The 15,029-nt window shown below is 71.2% G+C and carries 10 protein-coding genes; 4 read left to right on the top strand and 6 right to left on the bottom strand.

Features of this window, described 5'->3' with window-relative positions; genetic code table 11:
- Window positions 1-25 precede the first annotated feature (25 nt).
- The 6 genes from ACFYNP_RS11680 to ACFYNP_RS11655 form a co-directional block, all read right to left on the bottom strand.
- Window positions 26-1,333 (bottom strand): SRPBCC family protein, encoded by a 1,308-nt coding sequence (locus tag ACFYNP_RS11680; protein ID WP_388784868.1) that lies wholly within the window; start codon window positions 1,331-1,333, stop codon window positions 26-28.
- Window positions 1,326-2,042, bottom strand: coding sequence for a hypothetical protein (locus tag ACFYNP_RS11675; protein ID WP_388410220.1), 717 nt, complete (start codon window positions 2,040-2,042; stop codon window positions 1,326-1,328). The genes ACFYNP_RS11680 and ACFYNP_RS11675 overlap by 8 nt, the downstream gene beginning before the upstream one ends.
- A gap of 559 nt (window positions 2,043-2,601) precedes the next feature.
- Entirely contained in the window at window positions 2,602-2,982 is a 381-nt protein-coding gene (locus tag ACFYNP_RS11670) for an FKBP-type peptidyl-prolyl cis-trans isomerase (protein WP_388410222.1), read from the bottom strand.
- Window positions 2,983-3,187: 205 nt separating this feature from the next.
- Window positions 3,188-4,567: a caspase domain-containing protein gene (locus tag ACFYNP_RS11665; protein WP_388784867.1), complete on the bottom strand. Its 1,380-nt coding sequence runs from the start codon at window positions 4,565-4,567 to the stop codon at window positions 3,188-3,190.
- The gene (locus tag ACFYNP_RS11660) at window positions 4,564-4,953 is read right to left on the bottom strand and encodes a hypothetical protein (RefSeq protein WP_388784865.1); all 390 of its coding nucleotides are present in this window, start codon (window positions 4,951-4,953) and stop codon (window positions 4,564-4,566) included. The genes ACFYNP_RS11665 and ACFYNP_RS11660 overlap by 4 nt, the downstream gene beginning before the upstream one ends.
- Before the next feature lie 66 nt (window positions 4,954-5,019).
- Window positions 5,020-7,737 (bottom strand): AAA family ATPase, encoded by a 2,718-nt coding sequence (locus tag ACFYNP_RS11655; protein WP_388784863.1) that lies wholly within the window; start codon window positions 7,735-7,737, stop codon window positions 5,020-5,022.
- A gap of 403 nt (window positions 7,738-8,140) precedes the next feature.
- On the opposite strand from ACFYNP_RS11655, the gene ACFYNP_RS11650 reads away from it, so the two are divergent.
- The 4 genes from ACFYNP_RS11650 to ACFYNP_RS11635 all read left to right on the top strand — a co-directional run bounded on the left by ACFYNP_RS11650 (window position 8,141) and on the right by ACFYNP_RS11635 (window position 15,003).
- Window positions 8,141-8,956, top strand: a complete 816-nt coding sequence (locus tag ACFYNP_RS11650; RefSeq protein ID WP_388410226.1) for a class I SAM-dependent DNA methyltransferase — start codon at window positions 8,141-8,143, stop codon at window positions 8,954-8,956.
- A 261-nt stretch (window positions 8,957-9,217) separates the two neighbouring features.
- The gene (locus tag ACFYNP_RS11645) at window positions 9,218-10,384 is read left to right on the top strand and encodes a radical SAM protein (protein WP_388784861.1); all 1,167 of its coding nucleotides are present in this window, start codon (window positions 9,218-9,220) and stop codon (window positions 10,382-10,384) included.
- Window positions 10,381-11,646 (top strand): MFS transporter, encoded by a 1,266-nt coding sequence (locus tag ACFYNP_RS11640; RefSeq protein WP_388410231.1) that lies wholly within the window; start codon window positions 10,381-10,383, stop codon window positions 11,644-11,646. The genes ACFYNP_RS11645 and ACFYNP_RS11640 overlap by 4 nt, the downstream gene beginning before the upstream one ends.
- Window positions 11,647-11,781: 135 nt before the next feature.
- A complete protein-coding gene (locus ACFYNP_RS11635; protein ID WP_388784859.1) occupies window positions 11,782-15,003 on the top strand; it encodes a lantibiotic dehydratase in 3,222 nt (1,073 codons plus the stop codon).
- The last annotated feature ends 26 nt before the right edge of the window (window positions 15,004-15,029 follow it).

Genomic DNA, 15,029 nt, shown 5'->3' with positions numbered 1-15,029 from the left:
GCGGTCAGGGGTCAAAGGTCAGCGGTCAGCGTCGGGAAGCAGTACGCCGCCTCCGCGGCTGGTCCTCGTCCTCGTCGGGCCGCTCTGCCTCGTGGACGTCGTCCTCCGGGTGGTCGTCGTCCTCAAGGTCTTCAAGGTCCTCGTCATCGAGGTCGTCGAACTCGCCGTCGTCCTCGCCGTCGTCTTCCTCGGTGTCGGCGCCGTCCGCCCGGCCGTCGCCGTGGCCCTCGGGGAGTTCGTCCTGCTCGTACTCGTCGTCGTCGGCCCGGGCACGCGCCGCCCGATCGTCGTCGCGGCCCTCGTCCTCGTCGTCGTCCGCGTCCTCGTAGACGTAGTCGACGTCGTCCTCGTCTTCGTACTCGGCCGCTGCATCGCCTTCGGTTCCGTCGTCCGGAGCGTCTTCATCGGCGTATTCATCGACGTACTCGTTCGAGTCGGCGGCGTGGCCGTCGTTCTCGTCGTCGTCCGGGCCGACCTGGTCGCCGTTCTCCTCCCGCGCCACCGCGTCGTCGTGGTCGACCACGACCTCGCCGTCACGGATCTCTCCGCGCCAGCCGTCCGTGGCCTCGCCGCGCATCATGATGAACTTGCGGTACAGCTTCAGGTCGAGCCGCGCCCGCCTGCCCTGAGCACGCCAGATGTTGCCCGTCTTCTCGAACAGCCCCTGCGGGAAGTACTCAAGGTTGAGCAGTACCCGGGTGAGGTTGTCCGTGATCGGGTGGAAGGTGACGACACCCTTGACCGTCCCCTTGGCCCCGTCGGTGGTCCAGGCGATGCGCTCGTCGGGTATCTGCTCAGTGACGTTCGCCTTCCAGCTCCGAGTCGACTTGGCGACCTTGACCCGCCAGTTGCTGCTGGTGTCGTCGCTCTTCTCGACACTCACGACGCCCTTGGCGAACGTGCTGAACTCCTGGAACTGCGTCCACTGGTTGTAGGCCTCCCGCACGGGCACACCGACGTCGATGTCCTCGACGATGTTGACGCTCTTGGAGCCGCCGCCGCCCTTGCCCCTGCCCTTGCCGAAGAGCCCCGTCACCTTGTCCTTGAGCACGCCGCCGCCCGCGGAGAGTGCCGCCTTGGCCGGCGAGCCGCCGTCCGCGAGGACCTTTCCTCCCTTGGCCAGAGCGTTCATGAGCCCGCCGGACGAGCCGTCGCCGTCACCGCTGCGGCCCTCACCCATTTTGGCGAGGCTGTTGCCCAGCTTCTCTCCGAGCCCGCTGACCGCGTGCTCCGCGCGCGTCTGGAGGTAGTTCCCCAGCTCTTCCTTGAGGCGGCCGGCCGCGGGGTGGCCCGCGATCCGGTCCTTGATCGAGTCCGGAGTCCGCTCAGGCATCGTCGCCCCCACGGGTGGAGGTCCTACGGGCGGCCGTCTTGCGCGCCGGGGCCTTGCGACCCGACGATTCCGAGGCCTTGCGGGCAGTACCGCGGGCGCTTCCGGAGCTGCTGCGCGAGCCGTTCGCGGCCTTGCGACGCGGCCGCTCGGCGTCCTCGTCATCGGACGCCTTGCCCGACGCCTTCGCCTGCGTCCGCGACGTACCGGTGGACTTCCCGGTGGACTTCCCGCCCGCGCGGGCGGCGGTCTTGCGGCGGGGCGCCTTCGCGGACTGCTCCTCGTCGGCGTCCTCGAAGTCGTCGTCGCGGTCGTGCTGCTCCGCCTCGTCGTCCTCGCCCTGCTCCTCGGACTCGTCCTCCGGCTCGGGCCGCTCGGTCTCCGGCTCGTCCTCTTCGCCCTTGGCGGAGCCGGTCTGCCCCTGAAGGAGCTGGGTCCGGTCGCGCAGACTGTCGGCCAGCGACCCGGCGCGCTTGGTCAGCGCGGCGGTCGCGGCGCTCTTGGTCGCGCCCACCAGCTCCGTGCGCACCTGGTCGCCGAGACCGCTCAGCACCGGATTGTCCATGACCATCTGGCGCAGCTGCTTGGGGTCGAGGCTCAGCTTCTTCCCGGCCAGATACATGCCCAGGCCCAGAGCCAGGCGAGCCTTCTTGGTGCGGCCGAGCAGGTATCCACCCGCAACGGCCACCCCTATCTTGGCGTTGTCATTCATGCGATGCACCTCAGTTCTGTTCGGACGAATGCCGATATCGACGTTTCGACTTCCAACGCCGACTCCGACCCCGAGAACCCGGATGCCCCCGCCGGCCACCAGACGCAATTCCGCTTCAACGCATGGAAATCGTCGAGCTCATATGCGCCGCGGCCCATCAGCTGAATACCTGGAGCCTTGTCACGACCCAGGGACGGGCAGCGCAGGGAATTCTTCCATTTCCGACACCATCAGCGGTTTCGGACCATTGGCTGTCCCTGCGCGGACCGGGTTCTCACGCCGACTGCCCGCCCACATCACCTTCACACGGTGCCGAAGGGAGACGAATCCGGAGACTGATGCCTCACATGACGGGAGGATTCCCGGGTACAGGTGGGCCTTTGTTCTCCTCGCAAGCGGAGCACGCGGACAGGTGCTCTGTGGCTCCTCACCAGGCACGGTTCCGGTACGGCTCCGCTCCTGACCGCACCCGGCCGACGGCCCTCGCGGAGTTCCGCCCGAAAAACCCGGCGGGCCCCTGCCTGGGCAGGGGCCCGCCGCACGCCGAACGCTGCCTCGGCTACTTCACCGCGAGCAGGTCCACGACGAAGACCAGGGTCTCGCCGGGGCGGATCGCCGGTCCTGCGCCGCGGTCGCCGTAGCCCAGGTGCGCGGGGATGACCAGCCGGCGCCGTCCGCCGACCTTCATGCCCTTCACCCCCATGTCCCAGCCCTTGATGACCTGCCCGGCCAGCAGGTCGAACTCGAAGGGCTCGCCCCGGTTCCAACTCGCGTCGAACTCCTGGCCCGTCGAGTGTGCGACCCCGACGTACTGCACGGAGACGCGGCTCCCCTTCACGGCCTCGTCGCCCTCCCCCACCCACAGATCCTTGATCTCCAGGAACTGCGGCGCCTGGCCACGGGGAACCTCAACAACAGGCCGTTCCAGATTGCTGCTCATCGCCCACACTCCCATTTCCATCGGGCCACGAGGTCCGGGGCCCGTCTCGCGTCGGCACTGGCCGTCCAGCGCGACCGGCACAACGCTACCCATCTCCGGACACGGGTCCGGCAAGCTCCCCGCACCACCTGGCACCACCGGTCGGCCGCAGCACGGCACGGCGTCGCAGTCGGCACGCCGACGACGCGCGCAGGGTTCGGGACGGTCAGAGCATCGAGGGTGTGACGCGGGGGTCTCGGGCGAGCAGATCCGTCGTGCCGCGCAGGACCCGGTCACCGGCGAACCGGTCCAGTGCGGCCAGGACTTGATCACCGGTAGCGCTGAAGGATCCGACCGTCCCGATCACGCGGTAACCGAGCCCGTGCAACTGGTCGGAGAAGAAGCCCCCCTTGGTCGTGCCGTAGGGGACGCCCGGCCGCGGACGGACCACCAGGAGATGGGCACCCTCGTACACCTTCGTCGCCTTCGGGTTGACCGACCCTCGCCTGGGCGGCAGGACTCCTACATGAGAAATGTCCCTCCAGGGGGTGTGCGCGCTGCGGACGGTGGCCGACTTCCTGAGGCGCACGGTCACGGTGATGCCGGAGGGATCGATCAACAGCTCCGCGTCCCGAGGAGTCGAGTGGAGAACCCGAGCTCCGATGAGTGCCACGAACAAGGTCTGGAACCCGGCCCACACGGGAATCGCCATCAGCCAGTTCAGATCGTGGTTCGCCACCGCTAGGGGCACGGCAACAGCGGTCGAGAACAGGGACATGACCCCAACGGCCTTTCCCAGGCCCGCGGTTAGAGGCTTCGCTGCCGCGCGCTCGCGCTGGAAACGAATACCGGCGACCGGTGCGGCGGAAGCCGGATCCGGCTCGGCCGGACCACGTGTGAGGGCCAGATCCGCAGCGGTGTCGGTGGCCCGCTGCCGTGGCCGGGGCAGGCCCCGGGACTGGAGCTCCGCGGCGACGCTCCGGTACACCTCGTCGAGGGACAGCGGCCGCTCGCTGTCGAGCGCCGTCAGGAACGCGCCCGTGAACGCCGTGTACCGCTCGCCCGCCGGGGCGAAGGAGGGAGCGTTGGCCGTGGTGGAGCTCATCGTGTACGTGCCCGCGATGGAGAGCTGCCCGTCGACCAGGTCCTGCTCACCCGTCATGACCTCGATGGCCCGGCCGGAGAAACAGCAGTCGAGAATGAGGACGCGGGCGGCCGCACCGCTGCCCCCGAGGTCCTCACGCAAGAGGTCGACACTGAGGGCGCTGTACTTCGGCGCCTGCGAGCGGGTGCTGTGCGTCGCCAGATACAGCCGGCCCCGTTCGTCGACCAGGCCATGGCCGGCGTAGTAGACCAACAGCATGTCCGTCGCCTGTTCGGCAGCGGTGCTGATGACGCGGCCGATGTCCGCGGTGGTCCCGGCCGGGTCCACCACCTCGCAGTGTTCTGGCCGCAGTACACCGGTGGCGCCGTGGGTGAGCCGGCGCCACAGGGTCGCCACGTTCTCCCGCACGGCCGGAAGGTCCGCCAGTTGCGAGGACTCCGGGAAGTGGCTGACCCCGATCAGGACGGCGCGTGACCGGGCCGGGTCGGGGAACCGGCTCATCCCGGCCCCCCGGGCCCGTCGGCGAGCCGCCCCACCTCACGGACCAGCGCCTGCACATCGCCTTGGAGGAGGTGCGCGTCCAACTCGACGCTGCGGCCGTCGGATGCCGTGACGGTCATCTTGACGTCGATGTGACGGTGGGTGAGCCAGGTGGACAGCGAGCGGGCCAGCACCGCGCCGGCCCCGCCCGAGCCCAGCGCTATGCCGAGCACGTCGAGCACTCCGCCCATCTCACCGTCGGTTCCCTCGCGGGAGGCCTCCCAGCTGACCCGGCCGCGCAGCTCGTCCTCGTGCCGTAGCCAGTCGTGCAGCGACATCAGTGCGTCGGCATCGTCGTCGACAGTGATCAGCAAGCGGTGCTGCTTGGACTCGGGCGTGGTCTCCATGAGGCCATGGTGGCAAGCCGACGGCTTTCTGTCATTGTCTCCGTTGTCACTCAACTCCCGCCCATCTCAGTCCAGTTGAAGATGGGGGAGCTGGCGGCGCGAGGTGATGTTGAGCTTCGGGTAGATCTTGTACAGGTGGTACCCCACCGTACGAGGGCTGAGGAACAGACGGGAGCCGATGTCCTTGTTGGTCAGGCCCTGGGCCGCGTAACGGGCGATCTGGAGTTCTCTCGGGGTGAGTCCCCGGCCGTTGGCGGACGGTTCGGTGTCGAGTACGCCTGCCGCGCGCAGTTCCGTGTTGGCCTGCTCCGCCCACGGGGCCGCCCCCAGCGCGTGGAAGTGCTCTACGGCCTGGTGGAGATGGCGGCGGGCGGGCGTGATGTGGCGGTGGCGGCGCAGCCATTGTCCGTACAGCAGATGGGTTCGGCCGGTCTCGAATCCGGATGCGTGGGGAGCGGCCAGTGCGTCACAGAAGTGGCGATCGGCGTCCTCCCCCGGGGCGAGCAGAGCCCGACATCGGTGCCATACGCAGCGGAGCGAGGGCGCGTTGTCGGGGTCGGTCCGTTCCTCGAACTGCCGGAGTGCCGCCGCCGCCCGTTCGCTCTGTCCCACCCGGACCAGCGCTTCGACCAGGTCGGGCAGGACAAGTCCGCTCAGCATGAAGTGTTCGGCGGTGCCGCCCGGGGTGGTGACTTCGCTGAGCGGACCGACGGCCTGCCGCGGCCGGCGGGCGCCGAGGGCGTCCAGGCCCTGTGCCCAGCGCGCTATGGCGGCGGCGGAGGCGGCTCGGCGCGGGATCGACTCCGCCAGGGACGCTTCGGTGAGCTCGTGGCAGCGGGCGGAGTCGCCCTGGGCGGCGGCCAGGCACGCCAGCAGGGCCTGGAGGTGGCAGCGGGCGGTGACCTGGCCGGTATCGGTGGCGAGGGTGAGTCCTTGTTGGCCGAGCGCCACGGCGTCGGCCCATTGGCCGGTCACCAGCTGCGCGGCCACGAGCGAGGTGAGCGCCACCGGCATGGCCCCGACGGCGCCCGCCGCGCGCAGGGACTCCAGGGTGCGCCGCTGCGCCGCAAGGCCGGCCTCGCCGTCTCCCAGGAGGTACGGCACGAACAGGGGAGGCCAGACCAGTGGCCCGAGACAGGAGGTCGTCGGCCATTCCTCGCCGGGAGGAGAACTCCGTACCGCCGAACCGTCGGCCGGTGCCGGGTCCGTGGGCATACTTCCCACCCGACGTAACTGGTAGAGAAGTTGGGCTCTGGCCGCTGTCTTCTCCAGGGCGAGCCCGGCCAGCAGATCGGCTATCTCCGTCAGCTTCGCGGGTTCATTGGCTCCCCAAGCGGCCCGGGCCGCCAACAGCAGTGATTCCGCCGCCAGTTCGGGCGCCGGGGACCGGGCGAGCCGGGCACTCTGCATCAGGATGTCGCACGCGGGGGTGAGCGCGCTGCCGGCGTGCAGCATGGCCCCGCGCACGCGGGCTACCCGGGCCCGTAACTCGGGTGCCCTGGCCAGGGATTCGGCGTCCCGCAGGAGCGCCCGGGCCTGCGTCGGTTCGGCCGCCGCCCAGGCGCATTCCGCGGCTTCCACCAGCCACCGTGCCGTGCCGGCCGGAGTGGAGGAGAGCGTCGCGGCCCGGCGCAGCGCACGGACCGCGGTCGTCACGCCGCCGGTGCGCCGGGTACGGTCGGCGAGGTTCGCCAGGAGCCGGGCGACGGAGTCGTCGGGTTGGGTGGCGTAGGCCGCCAGATGCCAGACGCGACGGTCGTCGCCCCGGTCGAGAGCGTCGGCCAGGGCGCGATGGGCGGCCCGGCGTCGGCTGGGCGGGGCTCCCTGGTAGGTGGCGGAGCGCATCAACGGGTGGCGGAACCGGACCTGTTGTCCGTGCAGGGTGATGAGTCCCGCCTGGGCGGCACCGGTCAGTGCGTCCATGGCCGCGTCCTCGTCGTCGGCGGCGCTGAGCAGGGTGGGCAGGTCCCCGTCGCGCTCTGCCGCCGCGAGCAGCAGGGGAAAACCGTATGCGGCGGCACGGCCGCAGAAGATCTGCCGTACTCGCTCGTTGAGCGGCAGTTGGTCGGGCAGCGCCTGGACGCCGGTCAGTTGGTCGTCGCTGAGCGCGGACGGGAGTTCTGCCAGGGCCAGCGGATTGCCCTGGGCCTCGTCGAGGAGACGCCTGTGCACCGAGGGAGCCGCCCCCGGCGCGTACTCGTCGAGGAGGCGCCGTGCGGTCGCCGTGGGCAGCGGCCCCAGCCGCAGCTCGCGCGCTCCCGCGATGCCGACGCGCGGCTGCTCGTCGTCGGGGACCGTGAGCACCATGGCCACCCGCGCCGACCCGAGTCTGCGTGCGGCGAAGGTGAGCGCGGCCGTTGATGCCGCGTCCAGCCACTGCCCGTCGTCCACGAGCAGCAGCACGGGGGCCTGCCGGGCGGCTTCGGTGAGCAGGGCAAGGGCGGCGAGGCCGACCAGGAGCGGCTCGGCGGGGGAAGCGTTCATGCCGAAGGCTCCGAGCAGCGCGTCGGCCTGCCGGTCGGGCACCGACCCCAGCGCCGGGAGCAAGGGATGCAGCAACTGGTGCAATCCCGCGTAGGGCAGCTCGACCTCGCTCTTCGTTCCGTCCGCCCACAGGACCCGGGCGGGTGGTTCCACCTGCCGCGCCACGCTCCTCAACAGCGCGGTCTTGCCGATGCCGGCCCCGCCGCGCAGGAGTACGGCACTGCTTCGTAGACTCCGTCCGGGTCCGGCGTCGATGAGCCGCAGAAGTTCTCGGATCTCTCGGTCTCGCCCTGCCAACATGGCGATGCTCACCTTCTACGGGTCGCTTCGTGCTGGACGTCGGCGTGTCCCCCGACACACCGTTGTGCGTTCGTGCGGACTTGACGGTCGCCCGATCCGTGGCGCGCCCCGAAAGGCCACGGGACGCGCTACGGACTGCGGCGCAGAAAAGGCTTTCATCGTCCGCTAACGAAGCTCTAGCGGTCGACGCCAGCGGGTTGTTAGTGCCGGTCCCGTCAGCCTCCGCGCCGACTTGACGATCCGTTTACCGTCACCCGGCCGTCCGGGGACCGGTCGAATGACAGATACCGATGGCCCGCCGGCGCCCAGCAGAGTGATGACCACGGACAGCACGCCGGCCCCGGGAAGCAGACCCGGTCACCGGAGGACCTCCGACCCTTGAAGCCCAACCCGGGGAGAACGAATGACAGTTGAGGAGACGGGCGGCGCCGCGCATGCCCTGGCGACCTATGAACCACTCGCCCGCTTCTACGACTTGTTCACCCGGCACGACGACTATCCGCGGTGGTGTGCCCTCCTCGACGATCTGCTGCACCGGCATGGGGTACCGGGCAAACGCCTCTTGGACGTGGCCTGCGGCACCGGCAAGAGCACGACGGCGTTCCGCGATCTGGGCTACGAGGTGTCCGGCGTCGACCTGAGCGCGGCGATGATCGCCAAGGCGCGCGCCAAGGAGGCGAACCGGGGCATCTCCTTCCGGCAGGGCGACATGCGCGGCCTGCCGGGGCCGGGTTCGGATCACGACGTCGTGCTGTGCATGGACGACGCCGTGAACAACCTCATCGACGACGCGGAGCTCGCCGACGCCCTGGCCGGCACGGCGCGCGCCCTGCGGCCCGGCGGACTCCTGGTGTTCGACGTTAACACCCTTCGTACGTACCGGAGTTGGTACGCCTGCGACGAGGTGACACAGGAAACGGACACGGTCTTCGTCTGGCAGGGCCACTGCCCGCGCGACCATCCGGCGGGCGGTCTCGCCCGCGCCGACCTCACGGTCTTCGCCCGGGACGGCGCCGGCCCGTTGTGGCGGCGCTTCGATTCTCCGCACGTGCAGCGCCACCATCCCGAGCCCCTCCTGCGCTCGACGCTGCGCTCGGCCGGGCTCGACGTCCTCGCCGTCTACGGCATGCGCCCCGGGACGGCCGCCGTCGACGAGACGCTCGACGAGGAGCGGCACCACAAGGCGATCGTCATCGCCCGTCGGCCGGTCACCGGCTGACCCACGAGTTCCGGTCGTCTTCGGACGGCCGGTGCACCAATCACCATTTCCCTTCATGGAAAGGAAGTACTGATCATGGAGCACACCGAGGAGACCATCGTCGTTTTCGACACCGAGGAAGCCGCTGACAGCTGTGGCGTCCGGACCGGCACCAAGGCTCGCTGATACCGGCCCGGGCAGGGCCCGCCACTGCGGTGGGCCCTGCCCGGGCTCAGTCGTTTCCCGGGCATTCCCCACCCAGCCGTGCCGAGACGAGGAACCATGCGACTGATCAGAGGAGAGGCGAACTGGTGGTGCCTGTCCGGCCGGAAGGTGGCCAAGCTGCCGTCGTCGGCCGTGACCGAGGACGGCACACTCACCGCCGGAGCACGGGCCGAACTCGACGGCACGGGCTTCTTCGCCGCGCCGCCGGTGGACCGCTTCCATCTCACCGTGCTCACCAGCAGCGCCTGCAACCTGGGCTGTGCCTACTGTTTCCAGAACACCGGGGCCGCTCCGGAGGGTACGTACCGTCCGCCGCGCATTCCGCAGATCAACATCGGCGCTCCGGTCATCGACGAGATCCTGGGCTTCGCCCGGGAACGGATGGCGGCGGCCGACCTCGACAAACTGCATCTGCTGCTCTTCGGCGGTGAACCGCTGCTCAACCGCCAGGGCTGCTACACGCTCCTGGAACGGGCCGCAGCCCATGGGCTCGCCTCTGCCGAGATGATCACCAACGGCACCCTGCTGACCGCCGACACCGCGCGCGCCCTCGAAGGGCTCGGGCTCGGCCGGGTGCAGATCACCTTCGACGGGGCCCAGGAGCACCACGACCGGAGCCGGGTGAACCGGATGGGCCGTGGCACGTACGACAAGATCGTGCGGAACGTCTCGCGCAGCGCCGAGGCGACCGACATCGCCTGGCACTTCCGCATCAACGTGGCCACTCCCTCGATCGACGGCATCGACGCACTCATCGACGACCTCGCGGCCCACACGCCCACCCAGCGGTGCGCGATCAGCTTCGCCACGGTGGACGACGTGGGAGTCGGCTACGCGTACGCCCCCGCGGCCACCGCCGCGCTGGCCCAGCGGCGCAAGGCATGGAACGCCAGGGCGTTGTCGCACGGGTTCTCCGTCCCGCTGCCCCAGTCCATCAGCCGCTGCCCCTACTGCGCGCTGCGCGGCGGCGCGACCGGTGCCGTCGTCAACGCCGACGGAACCCTCTACAGCTGCTGGGAGTCGGCGGGCAAGGAAGGCTGGGAGGTCGGCGACGCCCGCTCCGGCTATCTGGCCGACGAGGTCATAGCTCCGCGCTGGGTCGCCTGCGACTACGACGTACGGCTCACCCCGGAAGCGGCTCTCGCCGAGACACGGATCGGCGATGAAGTGGACGCCGCGCTCCTGGACTTGATGTATCTCAGCGGCAAACTGAGCTCCACGTGAGCGACGTTTCGCTCGACCCGTCGGCCCGGTCCGCGGACCGCGACGACCTACCCGAGGAGGCACGCGGGCCGCTGGCCCGCCTCGCGCTCGCGACCTGGATCTCGACGGTGGGCGACAGCTTCACCACGGTGGCACTCGCCCTCGCGGTGGCCGGTCTGCCCGGTGCGGGGGCCGGCGCGGTCGCCGCCGTCACGGCCCCCACCGTGGCCGGCACGCTCACGAGCGTGCTTGCCGGGGGCGGACTCGCCGACCGCTGGAACCCCCGGTCGCTGATGGTCGCCGCGGAACTGACGTGCGGTGCGGTGCAGACCGTCACCTTCCTGCTGCTGGCGACGGGGCCGGGCACCGGCACGCTCTGGGCGCTCGGCGCGCTGTCGTTCGCCCGGGGTCTGACGAGCGGGGTCATGGGTCCCGCGGCGCGGGCGACGCTGCCGCGCGTGGTCCCCGCGCACGGCCTGCGGCGCGCCAACGCCGTACTGCGCACCGGGCTGTCGCTGAGCCTGATCGTCGGCCCGGCACTGGCGGGCTGGTGCGCGGCCGTCTTCGGCACCGCACAGGCGATCGCCGCCGACGCCGCGTCCTGCCTCCTGGCGGCGGCTCTCCTGTACCGGCTCCCGGTGCCGGTCGCCGCGGCGCCACCCGGCACACCGGTCCGCGGATTCCGGCGCGAACTGCGCGAAGGCCTCGCCGAAGTCGTGGGCCGGCGCTGGCTCCTCCTGGTCATCGGCCAGGCCGCCGTGCTGAATCTGCTGGCCCTCGGGCCCATGCAGGTGCTGGCCCCCCTCGCCGCCGAGGCGGACTACTCGGGAGCGCGCGGATACGCCGCGTTCCTCACCAGCGCGGGGATCGGCGCGGTCCTGGGCGGCATGCTCATGCTGCGCTGGGCACCCAGGTACCCGGTCCTGCTGTGCTCGGCCGCGACGGCGGCCTTCTGCCTCCCGCTCCTCGGCATGGCCGCACACGGCCCGTCGTGGCTGGTGATGGCGGCCTACGGTCTGCTCGGCGCGGCGGAAGCGGTGTTCGCCACCCTGTGGTCCACCGCCTTGCAGCGCGAGGTGCCTGCCCAGACCCTGGGCCGGGTGAGCGCGTGGGACTTCCTGGGTTCCTTCGCCTCCCTGCCGTTGGGCATGGCCCTGGCCGGACCCGCGACGGCCGTCCTCGGCCTCGACGACACCCTGCTGGCCGTGGGCGTGGCGGGCTGCTGTGTCGCCATGGGACCTCTGCTGTGGCCCCGTGCACGGGGCGCATTGCGGGCCGTATGACGCACCCGCGCCCTGCATGTGACGCAACCTTGCCGCCACCCACCGCCTGCCGTGGCACACCCCCTTCCGTCACACACCCCGCCCTGTGACGCGCCCCCTTCCCCCATTCACGCGTCCGCTTGCCGAGGAGAAGCCATGCCCGCCGCCGAACCGCCGATCTTCTCCTGCGCGCAGACGGTGACGGTCCGGTTGCCCGTACGCCCACGCGACCTGGTCCGGCAGTACGGAGTGCCCGTGGAACCCGGATCCCCGGACGAGAGCGACCAGTTGGCCGACTACCTCACCGCGGCCGCCCGGGACGAGCTCCTCCTGGAAGCGATCACCCTGTCCAGCCCCTCGCTGAGGCAACGGCTCGACCACCTGCGTACCGGCCCGCGCCCCGGCCCGGCCGCGCTGCGCAAGGCCGTGCGTGCCGTGGTCGGTTACCAGCTGCGGATGGCTTCGCGCCCCACTCCGTTCGGTACCTTCGCGGCCGTGGCGCTCGCCCGCGTCGGCGCGCCGGGCGAGAACACGCGGGTCGCCCTGGGCGCGGCCCATCGGCGTGGTGTCCGCCCGGACGCACAGTGGCTGCTCACCCTGGTCTCCCAGTGGGAACAGCGCCCCGAAGTCGCCGACCGGCTTCGGGTGGTGGCCAACTCCCTGGCCACCGTGCGCGGCGACCGGCTCGTACTGAGCCATGTGGCGTCCCTCAAGACCGAGCGGCTGGTCCGGGGAACCGAGCGGGACACGTTCTTCGAGATAGGACTGCCGCATACCGAGGTGACCTCATCCGCTCTCCGGATGGCCCAACGGCCGGTCCGGCTGGGACAGTTGAGGGAATCACTGGTCTCGCGCTTCGCCCAGGAAGCGGTCGACGCCGCGTTGGTCACGCTGGTGCGGCGGGAATTCCTGCTGACGGAAGCGCGTCCCGCCGCACACGAGGAGGATCCGATCGGGGCCGTGCTCGAACGGCTCGACGGCATCCCGGGCGTGCCCGAGCTGTCCGTCCTGCGGGAGGTACGTGCCTCACTCGCCCGGTACGGCACCGCCCCACCGCGTACCGCGCTCCGCGCGCTGGACCAGGCCCGTAGGACGATGAGCCAACTGCTGCCCGGCGAAACGACGCCGATCCAGGTGGACCTGGCAGCCGACGCGGACATTCTGCTGCCCGACGGGGTGACACGCGAAGCGGAACGGGCCGCGGAGGCCCTGTGGCGAGTCTCGCCACCCGGCCCGCCTGCCCAACTGACGTCTTTCCATGAGGAGTTCATTGAGACCTATGGGACCGATGTCGCGGTCCCGGTCCGCGAACTCCTCGATCCGGACACCGGCCTCGGCCCACCGCAGGGCTATCGGCACCCACCGACACTGCGGCAGAGCAGCGCCGCGCCTCCCTGTCCCGACGCGCCGGAGCGTGCGCGACTGCTCGCGGACCTGGTCTTCGAGGCGGTCCGTACGGGCAGCCAGGAGGTGGAACTCGACGCGGAGTCGATCCGCCGGCTCGACCGCACCCCCGAGGGCGAGGACGCCCCCGGGCCGCCGCCTTCCACGGACTTCCCCGCCCGTCTCCTGGCCCGGAGCACGGCCGAACTGGATGCGGGAGACTTCCGCCTGTGGCTGACCACGGGGCCGGGCTCGGACCTGGCGGGTGCCGCGTCGACCCGCTTCGCCCATGCTCTGGGGCCGGCCGAAGGTGATCTGCTGGGCGAGGTGGCACGGCGCTCCGCCCTGCGGTACTCACCCGCGCTGACCGCGCAACTGGAGTGCCGTCCCTCCCCGTTCCGCAGCGAGAACATCACGCGGCTGCCGCGCTGGACGGCCCATCGGCTGCCCGTCGGCCTGTACGCCGATCCCGCCGATCCGCTGAGCATCGACCCGTCGGACCTGGCGGTGGTGGCCGACGACCGCCGTCTGCGACTGATCTCGCTCAGCCGGGACAGTGAGATCGTGCCGCTCTCCTTCCACATGCTGGAGTTCGAACGGCACGCCCCCAATCTCGCCCGATTCCTCACCGAGCTGCCGCTGACCGGGGTACGGCCCTGGCGGAGCTGGGACTGGGGTGCACTGTCGGCAGCCCCCTTCCTGCCGCGCGTCCGGCACGGGCGAACCGTGCTGGCCGCCGCCCGCTGGCGCCTCGGTGCCGGCCTCTGCCCACCCGCGACGCCCGAACCGGCCGCCTGGGCAAAGGAGTTCGCGACCTGGGCCGAGCGGTCCGGGCTGCCGCGCCGCGTGCTCCTCGGCACCGGCGACCAGCGCGTGGAGATCGATTCGAGCCGTCCCGCCCATGTGGAGCTGATCCGGCGGGAGGCGGCCCGGGGACTGCCGGTCACCCTGGAGGAGGCGCCCTTCCTGCCCGGTCCGGCAGGCCCCGAGCCGGGGGACGGCTGGCTGACGGGTCCGGCCGGTGCGCATGCGAACGAGGTGGTCTTCCCGCTGTTCACCCGTCGACCGGTCGCCGCGTCCCGCCCCCGGCGAACGCCGCACCTCGTCGAACCGCCGCACCTCGTGGGCGGCCCCTGGCTCTACGCCAAGCTGTACATCGCGTACGAACGGCACGACGAAGTGATCGCGGCCCACCTGCCTGAGCTGCTCGCACACCTCGGCGAGCACGTGGACCGCTGGTTCTTCCTTCGGTACGGCGACCCGGATCCCCAGCTGCGGGTGCGGTTCCACGGCAGTCCCGAGCGGCTCGCGCGCGAGGCGCTGCCGCGACTGCACGCCTGGGCCGACCGGCTGCGCGCCGCGGGACTCCTGCGGCGCGTGGTTCTGGACGAGTACCGCCCGGAGACGGCCCGTTATGGCGGCCCCCAGGCGCTGGAGGCCGCCGAGAGGGCGTTCCAGGCCGACAGCGAGCTGGTGTCGGCGCAACTCGCCGCACTGCGCGAAGGCTCGCTCCACGGCGATCCGGTCGTCCTGTGCGCGGTCAACCAGCTCGACGCCCTGAGCGCGGTGGCCGGCCCCGAGCCCTGGGCTCCTTGGCTGCTGGCGCGGTATCCGCGCGTTCCGCACACCCCGTCCTCCCGCAATCGGCAGCGCCTCCTGGACCAGCTCCTCGGCCAACTCCACGATGGCCGCCCCGACTTCTGCACGCCCGCTGCCCCCGCCGCCGCCCCGACGCTGGCGCGTCTCATCGGTCCCGGCCCGCTGGCCTCGGCGTCGGCGGTCCGCGCCGAAGCACTCGGCGAGTACGGGCGGGTTCTGCGCGGTCTCGGCCAGGGCCTCACCGCCGAGGAGGGGCGGGCCACTCCCCTGCCGTCGATCCTGCATCTGCACTACAACCGGGCGGTGTGCATACCGCCCGCGGCGGAGTACACGGTTCTGGCTCTGGTCCGCAACGCCGTGCAGGCCCGCCTCGACAGAACGGCGCATCGGCGCTGACGGAAGGACCGATTCCGCCGCACCGC

This window comes from Streptomyces sp. NPDC006691 (genome assembly GCF_042869955.1).
Classification (GTDB): domain Bacteria; phylum Actinomycetota; class Actinomycetes; order Streptomycetales; family Streptomycetaceae; genus Streptomyces.
The sequence above is the reverse complement of the archived record's forward strand: the minus strand, read 5'-3'. Positions and strand labels throughout refer to the sequence as shown.